The sequence below is a fragment of the Erythrobacter sp. JB2-19 genome, assembly GCF_057365005.1.
On the sequence record NZ_CP200290.1, the window covers coordinates 2,691,388 to 2,705,683 of the forward strand.

Annotated in this window: 13 protein-coding genes and 1 tRNA gene; 6 read left to right on the forward strand and 8 right to left on the reverse strand. The window is 57.0% G+C overall.

Translation table 11 applies throughout. The features are described 5' to 3' along the window. The first annotated feature begins 43 nt into the window (after nucleotides 1-43). The 3 genes from AC0V6O_RS12925 to AC0V6O_RS12935 are packed head-to-tail and all read left to right on the forward strand — an operon-like array spanning nucleotide 44 to nucleotide 2,132. Nucleotides 44-514 (forward strand): hypothetical protein, encoded by a 471-nt coding sequence (locus tag AC0V6O_RS12925; protein WP_472639644.1) that lies wholly within the window; start codon nucleotides 44-46, stop codon nucleotides 512-514. A 32-nt stretch (nucleotides 515-546) separates the two neighbouring features. Next, nucleotides 547-1,494 carry a bifunctional diaminohydroxyphosphoribosylaminopyrimidine deaminase/5-amino-6-(5-phosphoribosylamino)uracil reductase RibD gene (gene ribD / locus AC0V6O_RS12930; protein ID WP_486144589.1) on the forward strand — a complete coding sequence of 316 codons (948 nt, stop codon included), beginning with the start codon at nucleotides 547-549 and terminating at the stop codon, nucleotides 1,492-1,494. Between the two features lie 14 nt (nucleotides 1,495-1,508). Then, nucleotides 1,509-2,132, forward strand: a complete 624-nt coding sequence (locus AC0V6O_RS12935) for a riboflavin synthase (RefSeq protein WP_486144591.1) — start codon at nucleotides 1,509-1,511, stop codon at nucleotides 2,130-2,132. Here AC0V6O_RS12935 and AC0V6O_RS12940 read toward each other — a convergent pair. From AC0V6O_RS12940 to AC0V6O_RS12950, 3 genes are all read right to left on the reverse strand, one after another. Next, nucleotides 2,129-2,701, reverse strand: coding sequence for a GNAT family N-acetyltransferase (locus tag AC0V6O_RS12940; protein ID WP_486144593.1), 573 nt, complete (start codon nucleotides 2,699-2,701; stop codon nucleotides 2,129-2,131). The genes AC0V6O_RS12935 and AC0V6O_RS12940 overlap by 4 nt on opposite strands. An 11-nt stretch (nucleotides 2,702-2,712) precedes the next feature. Continuing rightward, the gene (locus tag AC0V6O_RS12945) at nucleotides 2,713-3,888 is read right to left on the reverse strand and encodes an amino acid aminotransferase (protein ID WP_486144595.1); all 1,176 of its coding nucleotides are present in this window, start codon (nucleotides 3,886-3,888) and stop codon (nucleotides 2,713-2,715) included. Nucleotides 3,889-3,978: 90 nt separating this feature from the next. Continuing rightward, a complete protein-coding gene (locus AC0V6O_RS12950) occupies nucleotides 3,979-4,857 on the reverse strand; it encodes an EipA family protein (protein ID WP_486144597.1) in 879 nt (292 codons plus the stop codon). A gap of 317 nt (nucleotides 4,858-5,174) precedes the next feature. On the opposite strand from AC0V6O_RS12950, the gene AC0V6O_RS12955 reads away from it, so the two are divergent. After that, nucleotides 5,175-5,265: transfer RNA gene (locus AC0V6O_RS12955), tRNA-Ser, on the forward strand. A 66-nt stretch (nucleotides 5,266-5,331) separates the two neighbouring features. On the opposite strand, the gene AC0V6O_RS12960 is transcribed toward AC0V6O_RS12955, so the two are convergent. The 5 genes from AC0V6O_RS12960 to AC0V6O_RS12980 form a co-directional block, all read right to left on the reverse strand. Continuing rightward, nucleotides 5,332-7,254 (reverse strand): putative bifunctional diguanylate cyclase/phosphodiesterase, encoded by a 1,923-nt coding sequence (locus tag AC0V6O_RS12960; RefSeq protein WP_486144599.1) that lies wholly within the window; start codon nucleotides 7,252-7,254, stop codon nucleotides 5,332-5,334. Nucleotides 7,255-7,429: 175 nt separating this feature from the next. Further along, nucleotides 7,430-8,002, reverse strand: a complete 573-nt coding sequence (locus AC0V6O_RS12965) for a VOC family protein (RefSeq protein ID WP_486144601.1) — start codon at nucleotides 8,000-8,002, stop codon at nucleotides 7,430-7,432. Further along, on the reverse strand, nucleotides 7,999-9,120 hold the full coding sequence (gene hppD, locus AC0V6O_RS12970) for a 4-hydroxyphenylpyruvate dioxygenase (protein WP_486144603.1): 1,122 nt from the start codon (nucleotides 9,118-9,120) through the stop codon (nucleotides 7,999-8,001). The genes AC0V6O_RS12965 and hppD overlap by 4 nt, the downstream gene beginning before the upstream one ends. Before the next feature lie 126 nt (nucleotides 9,121-9,246). Next, nucleotides 9,247-10,773, reverse strand: coding sequence for an acetyl-CoA acetyltransferase (locus AC0V6O_RS12975; protein WP_486144605.1), 1,527 nt, complete (start codon nucleotides 10,771-10,773; stop codon nucleotides 9,247-9,249). A gap of 10 nt (nucleotides 10,774-10,783) precedes the next feature. Next, nucleotides 10,784-12,052 (reverse strand): acetyl-CoA C-acetyltransferase, encoded by a 1,269-nt coding sequence (locus tag AC0V6O_RS12980; protein WP_486144607.1) that lies wholly within the window; start codon nucleotides 12,050-12,052, stop codon nucleotides 10,784-10,786. Between the two features lie 127 nt (nucleotides 12,053-12,179). On the opposite strand from AC0V6O_RS12980, the gene AC0V6O_RS12985 reads away from it, so the two are divergent. After that, nucleotides 12,180-12,953 carry a crotonase/enoyl-CoA hydratase family protein gene (locus tag AC0V6O_RS12985; protein ID WP_486144609.1) on the forward strand — a complete coding sequence of 258 codons (774 nt, stop codon included), beginning with the start codon at nucleotides 12,180-12,182 and terminating at the stop codon, nucleotides 12,951-12,953. Between the two features lie 124 nt (nucleotides 12,954-13,077). Continuing rightward, entirely contained in the window at nucleotides 13,078-14,241 is a 1,164-nt protein-coding gene (locus tag AC0V6O_RS12990; RefSeq protein ID WP_486144611.1) for an acyl-CoA dehydrogenase family protein, read from the forward strand. The last annotated feature ends 55 nt before the right edge of the window (nucleotides 14,242-14,296 follow it).

Sequence of the window (14,296 nt, forward strand, 5' to 3'; positions counted from 1 at the left end):
AGCACCACTGGCATAGCGTCCATTTGCGCCCTATATTGCGGGCATGCTGTCGAAATCGCGTTTCAATCCAAAGGCCGGCATTGCAGACTTCTGGTCGGAGTTTCGCAAGCCTAATCCCTATCGCTGGCCGATCCTGTTCGTGTCTTCGCTGCCGTTTGCGCTCATCATGCTGTGGGCGACATCGGAAACCGTATACCTACCGCCTGAACGCCCGAGCGTGACCTACATCACCAGCTTTGCGCCGGATCGCACTGACGAAGAAATCATCGCCTCCAACGAGGAAAATCAGACCGCGAAAGACGAGCGCGCAGCCCGGATCGCGGAATATGAGCAACGCAAACGCGACGCTTACAAGGCCCTAGGCGCAGCGAGCGGTTTCGACGTTGAAGAAATGGAGCGCCAAGCGGAGGCGGACCGCGCCGCAGAAGCCGCAGCCGAAGCGGCGCGTCTTGAGGCGCTTTCATCCCGCAACCAGCAGACATCCGCGGCGACCAGTGAAAGCGAAACACCATAGCGTTGCGGGCCGCACATTCCGACGATGTCTGGATGGAGGCAGCCGCCCGGCTGTCTGCTCGCGCCCGCCCACTCAGCCGCCCCAATCCAGGCGTAGCCGCGCTGATCGTGCGCGATGGACGGCTAATTGCTCGCGGTTGGACACAGGCTGGTGGCCGCCCGCATGCAGAGGCGCACGCCCTATCCACTCTAGGCCCAGACGGCGCGAAAGGCGCGACCATCTACGTGACGCTGGAGCCATGCGCGCACACATCAGAGCGTGGGCCATCCTGCGCAGACCTACTTGTTGCAGCTAAGCCCGCGCGCGTTGTGATCGGACAGAGTGACCCCGATCCGCGCACCGCGGGCGCTGGCATAGAGCGCCTGCGCGCGGCCGGGGTTGAGATTGCCGTGCTGGAGCACACAGGCGCACAGCGCAGCCTCGCCGGCTATTTGACGCGGGCCAAGCTTAGCCGCCCCTATGTGACGCTAAAGCTCGCTATGTCATTGGATGGCTGCATCGCGCTGGCCGATGGGACCAGCCAATGGATCACTGGCGAGGCTTCGCGCGCGCATGTTCACGCTCAGCGGGCTCGCCATGATGCGATTCTGGTCGGTGGCGGCACTTGGCGCGCGGACAAGCCGCGTCTCGATGTTCGACTGCCCGGTCTTGAAGCGCGCAGTCCCTCGCGCGTCGTGCTGACCCGCGGCAACGTGCCGGAGGGCGTTGAAGCCCTAAGCACGCCAAGCGAGATCAGCGCTCTTGAAAGCGTACAGCACCTCTATGTTGAAGGCGGCGCGCAAACAGCGGCAAGCTTTCTGAAACAAGACCTCGTTGACGAGCTTCACCTTTACCGCGCGCCCATTGTCATCGGCGACGGCCTGCGCGGCCTAGGGGCATTGGAAATGAAATCGCTGGACACGGCGCATGGCCGGTGGATCAGGACGGATCAACGCCAGCTTGGCAGAGACACGTTCACGTCGTATCTGCGTCAGCGCTAACAAGGAACGCATTCATGTTTACCGGAATTGTTACCGCCATCGGCACGATCCAGTCTCTCGATCAGCGTGGCGATTTGCGCGTTCGAATTGCCGCCCCATTGGACCCTGCCCGGATCGACATTGGCGCTTCTATCGCTTGCTCCGGCGTTTGCCTGACGGTGATTGATCGCGGCGGAGAGGCCGGTGATGCCTGGTTCGACGTGGATGTCTCAGGCGAGACTGTGTCCTGCACAGTAAGGGATATGTGGACCGAGGGCCGCATACTCAACATTGAGCCCAGCCTGCGCGTTGGCGACGAGATTGGCGGCCATATCGTGACCGGCCATGTCGATTCGATTGGTGAGGTTGTGCTGGCCAAAGAGCAGGGCGATTCCTGGAAAGTCGCAATCCGCGCGCGGGCCAGCATGGCCCCCTTCATCGCGGCCAAGGGATCAATCACCGTTGATGGCGTGTCGCTAACGGTGAATGATGTGCGTGATCGCCAGGATGGTGCCTGCGACTTTGCACTCAATATCATTCCGCACACCAGCGAGGTCACCACACTTGGTCGGCTCACGACGGGTGATCAGGTCAATCTGGAAATTGACGTGCTCGCGCGCTACCTAAAGCGGATGCAAGGTCTGCAAGCGGCGCCTTAACTCTCATCAGCTTCGTCATCTGAAGCTTTCAGGACGAGCGGCCCAGAGGCGAAGCTCTCCGCAGTAATCTCATAGACGATGTGGAGCACCCGTTTGCCCTGATATTGGGTCAGTTCAGTGCGGCGCGAACGCTCTGCACCAATATTCTCGAGCGCAATGCGAGAACGATAATTGGTCTCACCCACCCGAAAGTCGATCCGCGCAACGCTCTCAAAAGCGTGCTCAAGCATCAATCGTTTCATCTCTTGATTGATGCCCCGACCCCAATATTTTGAGGCAAGAAACGTCCAACCGATCTCCACCGACCCGCCATCCGCTTCGTCAAACACCTGAAACCGGGTCGAACCGATGATAGCATCTTTGGCCTTGTCGATGATCGCCAGAGCCCCACCTTGTGCCATCGCATCGTCAAAAAATGGACGGAACACATCTTCCCGCCAGCGGTCATGCATCGGGTGCTGTTCCCACACGGCAGGATCAGAGGCGATGGCAAACAGCGCCTCCCAATCGTCTTCGTGCAGAGGTCTTAAGAGAACCCGCTCCCCTTCCAAGGTTGGCTGACGGTCCACTCGCGCTGTCCTTAACCGGTTACATCAGCGACAGCGGCAATGAATTTGTCAATATTGCCCATGTTCAAACCAGCGATGTTGATACGGCCCGATGCGGCCATATAAATTCCATGGTCTTCACGAAGCGTCGCCACTTGCTCCTTGCTCACCGGAAGAACAGAGAACAGGCCGTTTTGCTGACCCAGCGGCGCCAGATCGACCCCGCCAGTCTGTCCAGCATCTGCAAGGCGCGTCCGCACTTGGCGCATCCGCTCACGCATGGTGTCCAGTTCATCGAGCCAAAGCCGTGTGAGTTCTCCATCGCGCAGGATCTCACGCACCGCTGAGCCGCCATGGTCAGGCGGCATAGACCAGCTTGCCCGTGCCAGTGCATTGGCGTTCGAGAACGCCTTATCGAGCACGGCCTGATCGTCGGCCATGATGTAAAACGCCCCAACGCGGTCGCGGTACATGCCAAAGTTCTTGTCGCAGCTGTAGGCGATGAAGGCCTCTGGCACTTTGGCTAGTACGCTGCGCAGTCCCGCTGCGTCTTCTTCCAGCCCATCGCCGAGCCCTTGATAGGCGGTGTCGATGATCGGGAAGATGCCTGTTTCCGCTATGGCATCGCCAATCGCGTCCCATTGTGCAGAGGTGTATTCCACACCCGTCGGATTGTGACAGCAACCATGCAGAAGAATGCCCGAATTGGGCTGCGCAGAGCGAATGGCCTCTAGCACGTCATCAATATTGGCTGTCCCGTCCGCCTTGGCGTGTTCAAACGGAGCGAATTCAAGCTCAATGTCGCGAAAGATTTGCGCATGGTTTGGCCAACTTGGCGTGCCCATATACAGCCGCTCCAGCCCAGCCTTCTGCGCCAAAGCCGCCGCAAGCCGAACAGCGCCGGTCCCGCCGGGAGTCTGCATTCCCGCGATCCGCCCGCCCATCGTCGCATCATCACCAAAGATATAGGGCATCAGCGCATTGACGAAGCCCATATCGCCCTCTGGCCCGAGATAGCTTTTGCTGTCCTGATTATCGACCAACCGCTGCTCTGCCGCCTTGATCGCGGCGAACACCGGCGTGTCGCCGTCATCCGTGCGATAGACACCGACACCAAGGTCGATCTTATCGGTGCGACTGTCGTCAGCGTAAAGCTTGATCAACGCGAGCAGCGCGTCGGGCGATTGGGTTTCGAGTCGATTGAGCATAACGCCATGCGCAATGCCGCCTGGCGAGCGATGCCGCAACCAGCTTTTGCGCCATTTTGGCTAAGTTATACGGAACAATTCCGGTTTTGCTTAGAACGGCAGCCAACGCTGCTTCTTGGAAAACTTCATGTAGCCCGCGTTCACGCCCAGCCGTAGGCCAGCACCAACCCGGATCGGGATCAGCACAACGTCGCCCTTGCGCATGTAGCTCGCGTGCATACCGCCCACGAGATAGGCTTGACCTTCGCCCGCTGGATAGCGCTCGTAGAGCTCCTCAGTGTCATGCAGGTTGTAAACCAGCACGAAGGTGTTGCCCGCGTTTGCGCCCGCATCAAAACCAATCGATGGTCCGGTCCAATAGACTTTGCGCTGACCTTCGATCTTATGGTGCAACATGCCCGAGCCATAGCGCGCGCCAACGATAAACGCACCGCCAGCTTCGCGTCCGATGATATAGCCGTTGGGCTCGCCCTGTTTCTTGAGCAAATCTTCGATCAATCCGGCCAGACCCTCTGCGCCTTTACCAAACACGCCCTCAGCCGCGCCAATCAGATCATCTTCGCCATAGGTGTCGGCATTGGCGGCCTGGATCGATGGATCAACGCCAACCTCGCCAGCCGCATCAGGGTTCGACCATTCCGGGGCTGTTTGTGCATCGGTGGAGTAGGTGGCGAATTCATCATCGAAGGTCGGCTGAGCCGGCTGCGATGCGGGAGCGGAAACTCCCCACTCAGTCGAAGAATTATTGTTCGCTGGTACTGGCACTGGGGTATTGCTGCCCGTTGCCGCGGCACTTGCAGGGTCGAGCAAATCGCCATCGATTGGAGCAAGATCAGCCTGCGCAGAGGCATCATAGGCCTCATCAGGATCGAATGACTCAACCCCTTGGGCCGCCAGGGGCGCGCTCAAAAGCGCGATACTTCCCGCAAGAGCGAGACCCGTTCGAGTGATCAGCTGCTGTAAAACCATCAGGTTTGACCTTCCTATTTTCGTCTTCAGGCCTGTTCAGGGCCGAGCAGAGTCCTTTGCTGCACGCACGACAATTGCCCGGCGATGAATCGAATCGAAAACGCGATGAAGCGAATCGATTTCCCGATAGATTGCGAAAATGCGACGCTTTAGAGCCAGTCTGATGCGCATAATCATGGCGCGAACCCGCCTATGCCACCGATCAGATCGACACGATCCGCCTATCTTCGCAAATTTTTTGAAAAGAGGTACCTTGCCGCTGGCAATCGCCGCGCCTATAGCGCGCCTTCGCAGCGAAAACGCAGTGCGAGCGTTGCGGAGACGTGGGTGAGTGGCTGAAACCAGTTCCCTGCTAAGGAACCATACCTACTACGGGTATCGAGGGTTCGAATCCCTCCGTCTCCGCCACCATTCTTCAAAAGTTACGAGAGTGACCAAGCGGCGAAGACAAGCGCGCTGATTTGTATCCCTGCCTCAATATGTGGCGGTTGCCGGGCTGACTTTCTTTTCTGCGTCTTTCGCCAAAGCCTTTGTCAGTTCGTCTGCGCTCATCGGTTGGCCAAACAGAAAACCTTGAACCGCATCGGCCCCAACACGCTTGGCAACCAAAAGATCGACTTCGCTTTCGATCCCCTCCAGCAAGCACGCAACCCCCAAAGTGCGCGCCATGCCAGCGAGGGAGAAGAGCACCTTCTCTGTCATGGGATCGCCTGAGTTCTCCATCAGCGATCGGTCCACTTTTAGCTTTTCAATTGGCAAACGCCTCAGATAGCTGAAGTTGGAATAGCCGGTGCCAAAGTCATCCAGAGCTATAGAGAAGCCAATCTCGGAAAGGCGCTTGAGATTGGTGGTCGCTTTGTCGAGGTCAATCATCATGGCCGTCTCGGTCACCTCGAATTCGACCAAGGCCGGGTCAATTTCAAACTCTTCAGCCATTTCGACTATCTGATCAATGCTCGGATCACTGATCAGATCGTGGCACGAAAGGTTGATAGCGATCGGCACCGGAGCTGCCCACATCGATAGCGTGCGGAACGCCTGCTCGACGACCGTCAAAGTGATCTGCGTAATCAGGCCGCTTTCTTCTGCCACCTTAATAAATTTGCTCGGCTCCACTTCGCCGATAATCGGACTTGACCAACGCGCCAAAGCCTCCGCCCTGACAATCCGATTATGGCGCAGGTCCACCTGCGGTTGATACAGCAGTTCAATTTCATCTGGCAGGCTCGCAAAGCGAAGCGCCTGCTCGACCTTGTAACGTTCATCTGCCTGCCTTGCATGGACTTCGGTGAAGATTACCGTGCGGTTTTTGCCTTGCTTTTTGGCCGCCATCAAAGCGTAATCGGCTTCATTGATTTGCGACCGCGCCCCTTGGGTCAAGTCCATCATCTTGCATCCCATGGACCCTGAGACGCGCACATAGCGCCCTTCGATCACATAGGATTTGGCAAGCTCTTCCAGCAATTCATCGCACCAGGCTCTGACGTCCGTTTCATCACCGCTGGACTTGAGGATGATATTAAATTCATCACCGCCCATCCGGCTGACATGCGCCGTGTCACCGCAATGGGCCATAAGCCGTTCGGACACTTCCTTAAGCAGCAGATCGCCGACCAAATGGCCGTGCACATCATTGACCGCCTTAAATCCATCAAGATCGACTAGGATCAGCCATAGGTTTTGCACCTGTGCCTTTGGATCGTCCCGGCTTTCTTTTGCTTGGCGGCTGATATCATGCTTTGATTTGCGAAGAGCCTCGAAGAATGCGCGGCGATTGGGCAGGCCAGTTAGGCTGTCGGAGAGCGATTTGTGCCGCAAACTCTCGCCAACCACTCGGGCTTCTTCCAGTTGATGTTCAGCGTCGAGCTTTGAAGTGGCGATGTAAGTGATCGCTTTGCGCAGGTAATAGGTGATCGAGAGCGAGGCCATGATCGCGCCGAAAATCAGAAAACCATAAGTCGCCTGATCACTCGTCTCAAGCCTCGGGACGTAGGTGAGGAAAGCGAGACATGCGAAGACGATTGAAAGCACGGATTGGCGCGTGCTGACGCTGGAAAGTGCAAACAGCATCACCAGAATCACGAAGTAAACCATCTTTTCGGGCTCAAACATCAGATTGAGCGTTGTCACGACGTTCATCACAACCAAAAAGTTCAGAACGACCAGCAGGCGTTCCAGCATTTCGATCTCAGTCTTTTCACGCAGCCGAAAAAAACCGACGACGGCAATAACAGAAGTTAGCGACGCGATGCCGACGACGGCCCAGAGATCAAAGCCTTCAAAGTAAAAGAAATTAGTCGGTAGGAGCAGTAGATAATACGCAGCAAAAACTGCGAAATAGCCACGAATAATCGGCCGATAGATCTCCTGCACCGCCGAGGCAGTTTTGGATGTCATTGAGGCTGATAGCTTCGCCATTGGCGTTTACGCTCCGAGATCGAAGGAAACCCAATAGATGTAAGTGGTTAAGGCGAGGTAAGCATTCGCACGCAGATTCTGCGGTCAAATCTTCATTAATTCTGAGATTTGTGCTGTTGAAATGGCGCCGAAGTAATGCCGTCAGCTGTTTGAGTTAGGTAGAATGTTCTTCGCGCGCCAATTCATGCAGCCAATCGGCGTGACGCGGGGCTTTCTTCGTCTCTGACCATTCATCCAGCATCAGCGGGGCAACCCGCTTTAACTCCGCATATTGCTCGGCTGTGCCGATGTCGGCGGCGAGTTCGACGCGGTGACCATTGGGATCGAAGAAATAGATCGACTTAAAAATGCCGTGATGCGTGGGGCCAAGCACATCGATCCCCTGCGCCTCCACATGGGCCTTTGCCGCGAGCAATTCGGCTTCGCTACCCACCCGGAAGGCCAAATGTTGCACCCAGGCCGGCGTGTTCTCGTCGCGCCCCATATCTGGTTGATTGGGCAGCTCGAAAAATGCCAGAATATTGCCGTTCCCCGCATCAAGAAAGACATGCATGTATGGATCATAATCGCCCGTCGAAGGGACATGATCCTCGGCAAAAGCCGTCGTGTATTCCATGCCCATGACGCGGGCGTACCATTCGACGGTCTCTTTGGCGTCCTTGCAGCGATAGGCGACGTGATGGACGCCGCCCAGTTTCACGGGATGAGAGTTAGCGGCCGCGCTCATTCAGCCGGCTCTTTTTCAACATCAAGGACACCGCGCGCGACCTGATCGCGCTCAATGCTCTCAAACAGAGCTTTGAAATTACCTTCACCAAAACCGTCTTTGTAGTCGCCCACGCGCTGAATGAATTCGAAGAAGACCGGGCCGATACGTGGTTCTGCGAAGATCTGGAGAAGCAAGCGAGGGCTGCCGCCTTCGGTCGTTCCATCTAGCAATATTCCGCGCGACTTAAGCGCTGCTTCGTCTTGACCATGGCCTGGCAGGCGTTCCGGCAGCATCTGATAGTATGTCTCAGGCGGGGCAGTCATAAAAGGCACATCCAGCTGCTTAAGACTGTCCCAACACGCAACCAGATCATCACAGATCAGGGCAATGTGCTGAATGCCTTCGCCGTTATATTCGCGCAGATATTCCTCGATCTGTCCCTTGCCGTTTTCGCCTTCCTCGTTCAGCGGAATGCGGATTTTGCCATCAGGTGCTGTAAGCGCCTTCGAAGTGAGGCCGGTATACTCGCCCTTGATATCGAAATAACGGATTTCCTGGAAGTTGAAGAGCTGCTCATAGAAGTCGGCCCAGTAGGCCATCCGCCCTCCATAGACGTTGTGCGTCAAGTGATCGATCAATTGGAAACCGCAACCTTCAGGGTGCTTTTCGACGCCAGGAAGGTATTCAAAGTCGATGTCGTAAATAGACAGGCCTTCGCCCGCGTCATCAGCATAGCGATCAATCAGATAGAGGATCGATCCACCAATTCCGCGAATGGCCGGAATGCTGAGCTCCATTGGGCCAGGAGCATTGGCAACAGGCTCTGCACCTTGCTCCAAAACATGCTCATAAGCAGCAGCGGCATCACGTACACGGAAACCCATGCTGCAAGCGCCAGGGCCGTGCTCACGCGCAAAGTACCAAGCGGCGCTGCGCGGTTCATAATTCACGATTAGATTGATGCCGCCCTGACGCCACAGATTGACGTCCTTGGACCGGTGCGTCGCTACATGGGTGAAGCCCATGGCTTCAAAAACAGGTTCGAGCATGCCCTTTTCAGGAGCGCAAAACTCAACAAACTCAAAGCCATCAAGGCCAGCCGGATTATCGAACAGATCAGATGGATGCTTGGTCATGCGCACGCCTACTCAAGAGTTAGTTGGTTACGTTTGTAACTAAATACTCTGTTCGTGGCACTATGTCAAAGGGCAAACGCACCGATTTTGGAGTGGAACCCCCAGGGCTAGGCCCCAACGTCTTTGCTAAACGACGCGCCCAATGTTGCGCCTGCGCTTATCCTGAGTGACGGCCAGTTTTGCGCCGAATGGTTGCCCTCCAAGAAAGGCTTTTGCGGTCGCTTCATCGCTGAGATCAGCATTGCCGCTCACACGCTCTCCATTGGCGTTCCGGCCGAGCCAGATGGCATCGCTGCCCACCTTTGAGTGATTGATCGTATAGCTTTCAACGGTGGCGCTATCGAATGGTCCCTCACCGCGCGGCACGGCATTTGTGGCCATGGGCAGCTTCTCAAACCGGTCATTTGCTGACCAATCTGCGGGCTCGGCCGAGTAAATACCAGTCGCATATTTGCTCATCCAACCGCCATTTGCTCCGACCAAAGCGTACGCGCCGCGATTGCTGCGGACGCGCTCCACGGCCTCGCAAATCGCATGGGCTGAGTAATTGTTACCGGCACCGCCAAAGAACGGCAGCCCGCCGGTCAACGTCAGCCCGCGCGGGTCATCATGCGCGATGCAAAAATGCTCGCATTGGTTGAACACTGGGATCGCGAAACAGGAGTAAAAGTCGAGAAATTGCATCTCTGTCATGTTCCTGCCTGCGCGTTCCAATGCTGCCTCAACGCTGGCAATTGAGGCCGGATTGGCGGACAGATCTGGTCGCTGAGACAGTTCCAACTCGGTCGCCGATGACACCGCATGGATATGCACCCATTGGTCTTCGGGCACACCCAGCTCGCGCGCTTTTCCGGCACTGGCGAGGATGATCGCGGCCGCTTGGTTCACCTGATCACGGGCAACCGTCATTCGCGCATAGGGTTCTGCAACAATCCGGTTGCGGTCCGTGATTGTTGCCAGTTCTTCGGCTGTGCGCTCTTTGGGGGCCGCTGCATGAGGATTGCTCGCCGCGACCCTGGTAAAAGGCGCAAACAGCTCACCAATCTCGCGGCGATATTCGTCGAGGTTCTTACCTGTCTTCGCGCGCCGCGCGTTTTCGGCCAGGGCGTAGAGCGGGATGGCGCCGGTTGCGCCATGCGCGAACAGACCCAGCTCCATCAGCCCGTCATTGCCGAACCCGCGATCTTCGAGCTGCCCACCAACCTCTTCTGACCAGTCTGGCTTCTCGCCCTTCGCCGCCAGAGCAAGAAAGGTGGAGATCGCCTCTGATCCGACAATCGCCGCGCAATCGGATTTGCCAGCCGCAATGTCGCTCGCAAACTCGCCAACCAAATGCTGATTGTACTGGCCGCCAGTGGTCGAGAGGATCGCGCGTTCAGGGTCCGCACCCACCCGTTTCGCAAAGCTGCGCGGAACATTATCCGATGCGCCAAAGGGCGGTTGGCGGTCCGGACGCGACAATTCAAACGCCCGGATCGCCGCCAGAGTATCAATCGCCGAAGCAACATCCCCGTCTGCGCCAGTATCAGCAATAGCCGCCGCGAGAGCCCGCCCTCCCAGATCAGCATAGGACAGCGCTTCGTAGCCGGCCTGCTGGACCCGTTCGGAATGTTGACCAACGCCAATAATGACGGGCGTGTTGTCAGCAATCATATACTTAGCCTTAGTCTACGAAATCAGTCACACGCTCGACAACAATCGCCGGAGCCATACCGCCCGCCGCACACATCGTGACGAGGCCGTAGCGCTTGTCTTGCCGCTCAAGCTCATCCACCACAGTGCCGATCAGGATCGACCCGGTTGCGCCAATCGGATGGCCGAGAGCGATAGAACCGCCGTTCACATTGACCTTGTCCCAATCGAGATCAAGATCGCGGACAAATTTGGCCGCTACAACCGCAAACGCCTCGTTGATTTCAAACAGGTCGATGTCGTCTTTGGTCAGGCCGGCCTTTTCCAACACCTTCTTGGCCGCTGGCACCGGCGCGTTGAGCATTAAAGTGGGATCATCACCCATATTTGCCGTGGCAACGATGCGTGCGCGCGGCTTCAATCCGTTTTTCTGAGCGTAGTCTTTGCTCGCGACCAGAACCGCCGCCGCGCCATCAACCACGCCGGAAGAATTGCCCGCATGGTGGAAGTTCTGAATGTCGACATCAGGATACTTCTGATTGATCAGCCCGCGAAATGTGGTGCCATTGGCATCCAGCGGAACGTCTGCGATCTTGGTGAATGCAGGTTGCAGCTCAGCCAGCCCTTCACGCGTGGTTTGCGGACGCGGATACTCATCCTTGTCGAGGATCACATTGCCCTCATCATCGACCACAGGGACAACAGAGTTATTAAATCGGCCCGCCTCGATGGCTTCGGCGGCGCGCTGCTGAGAGCGATATCCAACCTCGTCCAATTCCTCGCGAGTAAAGCCCTCAATTGTGGCAATTGCATCGCCGCAAATGCCCTGATGCGATTGCGGATGAACGCTTTGCAGGCGCTCGTTATAGCTGCCCATCATTGGCGGCTTTATACCAGCCTTCATCTTCTCCTGCGCCATAGCAGCGGTAAGGCTCATCATCTCTGTCCCGCCTGCAACTACGCAGTCTTCCATACCGCTCATTACCTGAGCGGCCGCCAAACTCACCGAGGTGATGCCGCCGCCACAAAACCGGTCGAGCGTCGTGCCGCTAGAGGTTATGTCATAGCCTGCATCGAGTGCAGCCATCCGGCCAAGATCGCCAGCCTGCATCCCGTCCTGCGTGGAAACCGACCAGATCACATCATCAACTGTGCCGGTGTCCAGGTTGTTACGATCCTTGATCGCCCGCATCACGGTTGCCGCGAGATGCTGCGGATGTTCTGCTGCCAGAGCGCCTTTACCCTGCTTGCCAATTCCGCGCGGGGTGCGCACCGCATCGATGATATATGCCTCAGCCATGATTTCCTCTTCCACTTTTCCAAATTGCAGTTGACGTGTCCGTAAACCGCCTGCACCACTGATACAAGAATTCAGTTTCAAATCGAAATGGCAAAATGAACCGCCATCAGAAAAATGGAGAGAGCGAATGAGCGAAGGCGCAACTCAAGAAGTGCTAACCGAGGAACGTGATGGCGTCTTGATCATGACGATCAATCGGCCGGAAGCCAAAAACGCAATGACGAAAGCGGCATCCGAAGCGATTGCCGCAGCGCTAGATCGGCTGGATGCAGAAGACCACCTGCGCGTAGGCATCATTACCGGCGCTGGCGGCACATTCTGCTCCGGCATGGATCTAAAGGGCTTCCTGCGCGGCGAGACCCCGAGCGTGCCGGGCCGCGGCTTTGGCGGACTTACGGAAAAGGGCCCGGCTAAGCCGTTGATCGCAGCGGTTGAAGGCTACGCGCTGGCCGGCGGAATGGAGCTGATGATCTCTTGCGACCTGATCGTCGCCAATAAGGACTCGAAATTCGGCATTCCGGAGGCGAAGCGCGGGCTCGTTGCAGCAGCGGGCGGCCTCATCAAACTACCAACAATGATCCCACCCAAGATTGCGATGGAACTGGCACTAACTGGTGAGTTCATCGGTACGGACCGGGCTTATGAATTGGGCCTGCTCAACCATGTGACTGATGGGCCAGCACTCGACGCGGCATTGGAACTGGCCAAGAAAATTACGGCCAATGGTCCGCTCGCGGTCAAGGTCTCGAAACAGATCGTCGCCGAATCCCGCCTGTGGGGCGATGACGAGCGCTGGAAAGAACAGGCTAAGCTGATGGGACCAATCTTCGTCTCGGATGATGCGCGCGAAGGCGCAGCGGCCTTCGCGGAGAAGCGCGCGCCCAATTGGAAGGGTAAGTAGAAAATAGTTTTTGCTTGAGAGGCCGGGGCCGCCCGCGCCCTCCACCCTTCCGCCCGGATTATCCCGGTAGGCTCCGAGTGGAAGGGTGGAGGGCGCGGGTGGTCTCGGTGCACAGGAGAGAGAAATGCCAGTCATCAATGTAGCGCAGCCAGAATTCATGGAAGACGAAGAGATTTCGATCTTCGCTGACGCGGTTGGCAAATTTTATCAGCAACATGCACCGGAAAAGCGCATCCTAAAATGGCGCGAAGACGGTCAGGTAGAACGCGAGTTTTGGAATGAGGCCGGCGAAGCGGGTCTGCTCGGTGTCTCTGTGCCGGAAGAATATGGCGGGCACGGCGGCGATTTCCGTCACGACATCGTTGTGATCGACCAACAGGCAAAGCACGGCGTCGAAGGGTTCGCCGCTAGCCTGCACAACACCGTGATCCTGCCATATCTCGTGCGTCACGGCACGGAAGAGCAGAAGAAGAAGTATCTGCCCAAGCTGGTGACCGGCGAGCTCGTCAGTGCGATTGCGATGACTGAACCCGGCGTTGGGTCAGATCTACAAAGCATCACGACGACGGCGCTGAAGGATGGCAATGGCTACCGCATCAACGGCGCCAAGACCTATATCTCTAGCGGGCAGACAGCCGATTTCATTATCGTTGTCGCCAAGACTGATCCCAATGAACGCGCAAAGGGCATCTCGCTTATGCTGCTCGAAACCGAGGGTGCAGAGGGGTTCCAACGCGGCAAAAAGCTCGACAAGATCGGGATGGACGCGGCGGACACCTCAGAGCTGTTCTTCGACGACGTGTTCGTTCCAGCGGAAAATGTGCTGGGCGGGGTAGAGGGCAAAGGCTTTTATCAGCTGATGGGCGAGCTGCCTCAGGAACGCTTGATCATTGCCATGGGCGCGATGACAGGAATCGAAAAGGCGCTCGAGACCACCATGGAGTTCGTCAAGGATCGCAAGGCCTTTGGTCAGACCATCTGGGATTTCCAGAACACGCAGTTTGTGATGGCTGAGCTGGCTGCTCGCAGCACAGCAGCGCGGGTCTTCGTCAATCATTGCATCGCCTTGCACCTGAAGGGTGAGCTGGATGTGCCCACCGCGTGCATGGCCAAACTCATGGTCACAGAACTGCAGGGTGAAGTCGTCGATAAATGCCTGCAGTTCCACGGCGGGGCTGGCTTCATCAACGACTATCCAATCGCTCGCATGTACCGCGACTGCCGCATCACACGGATCTTTGGCGGCTCAAACGAAGTAATGAAAATGGTGATCGCCCGCGGGATGTAAGGTTCAGCGCACTACGCCGAACAGCACCCACGCGGAGCATCTCACATATAAAAAG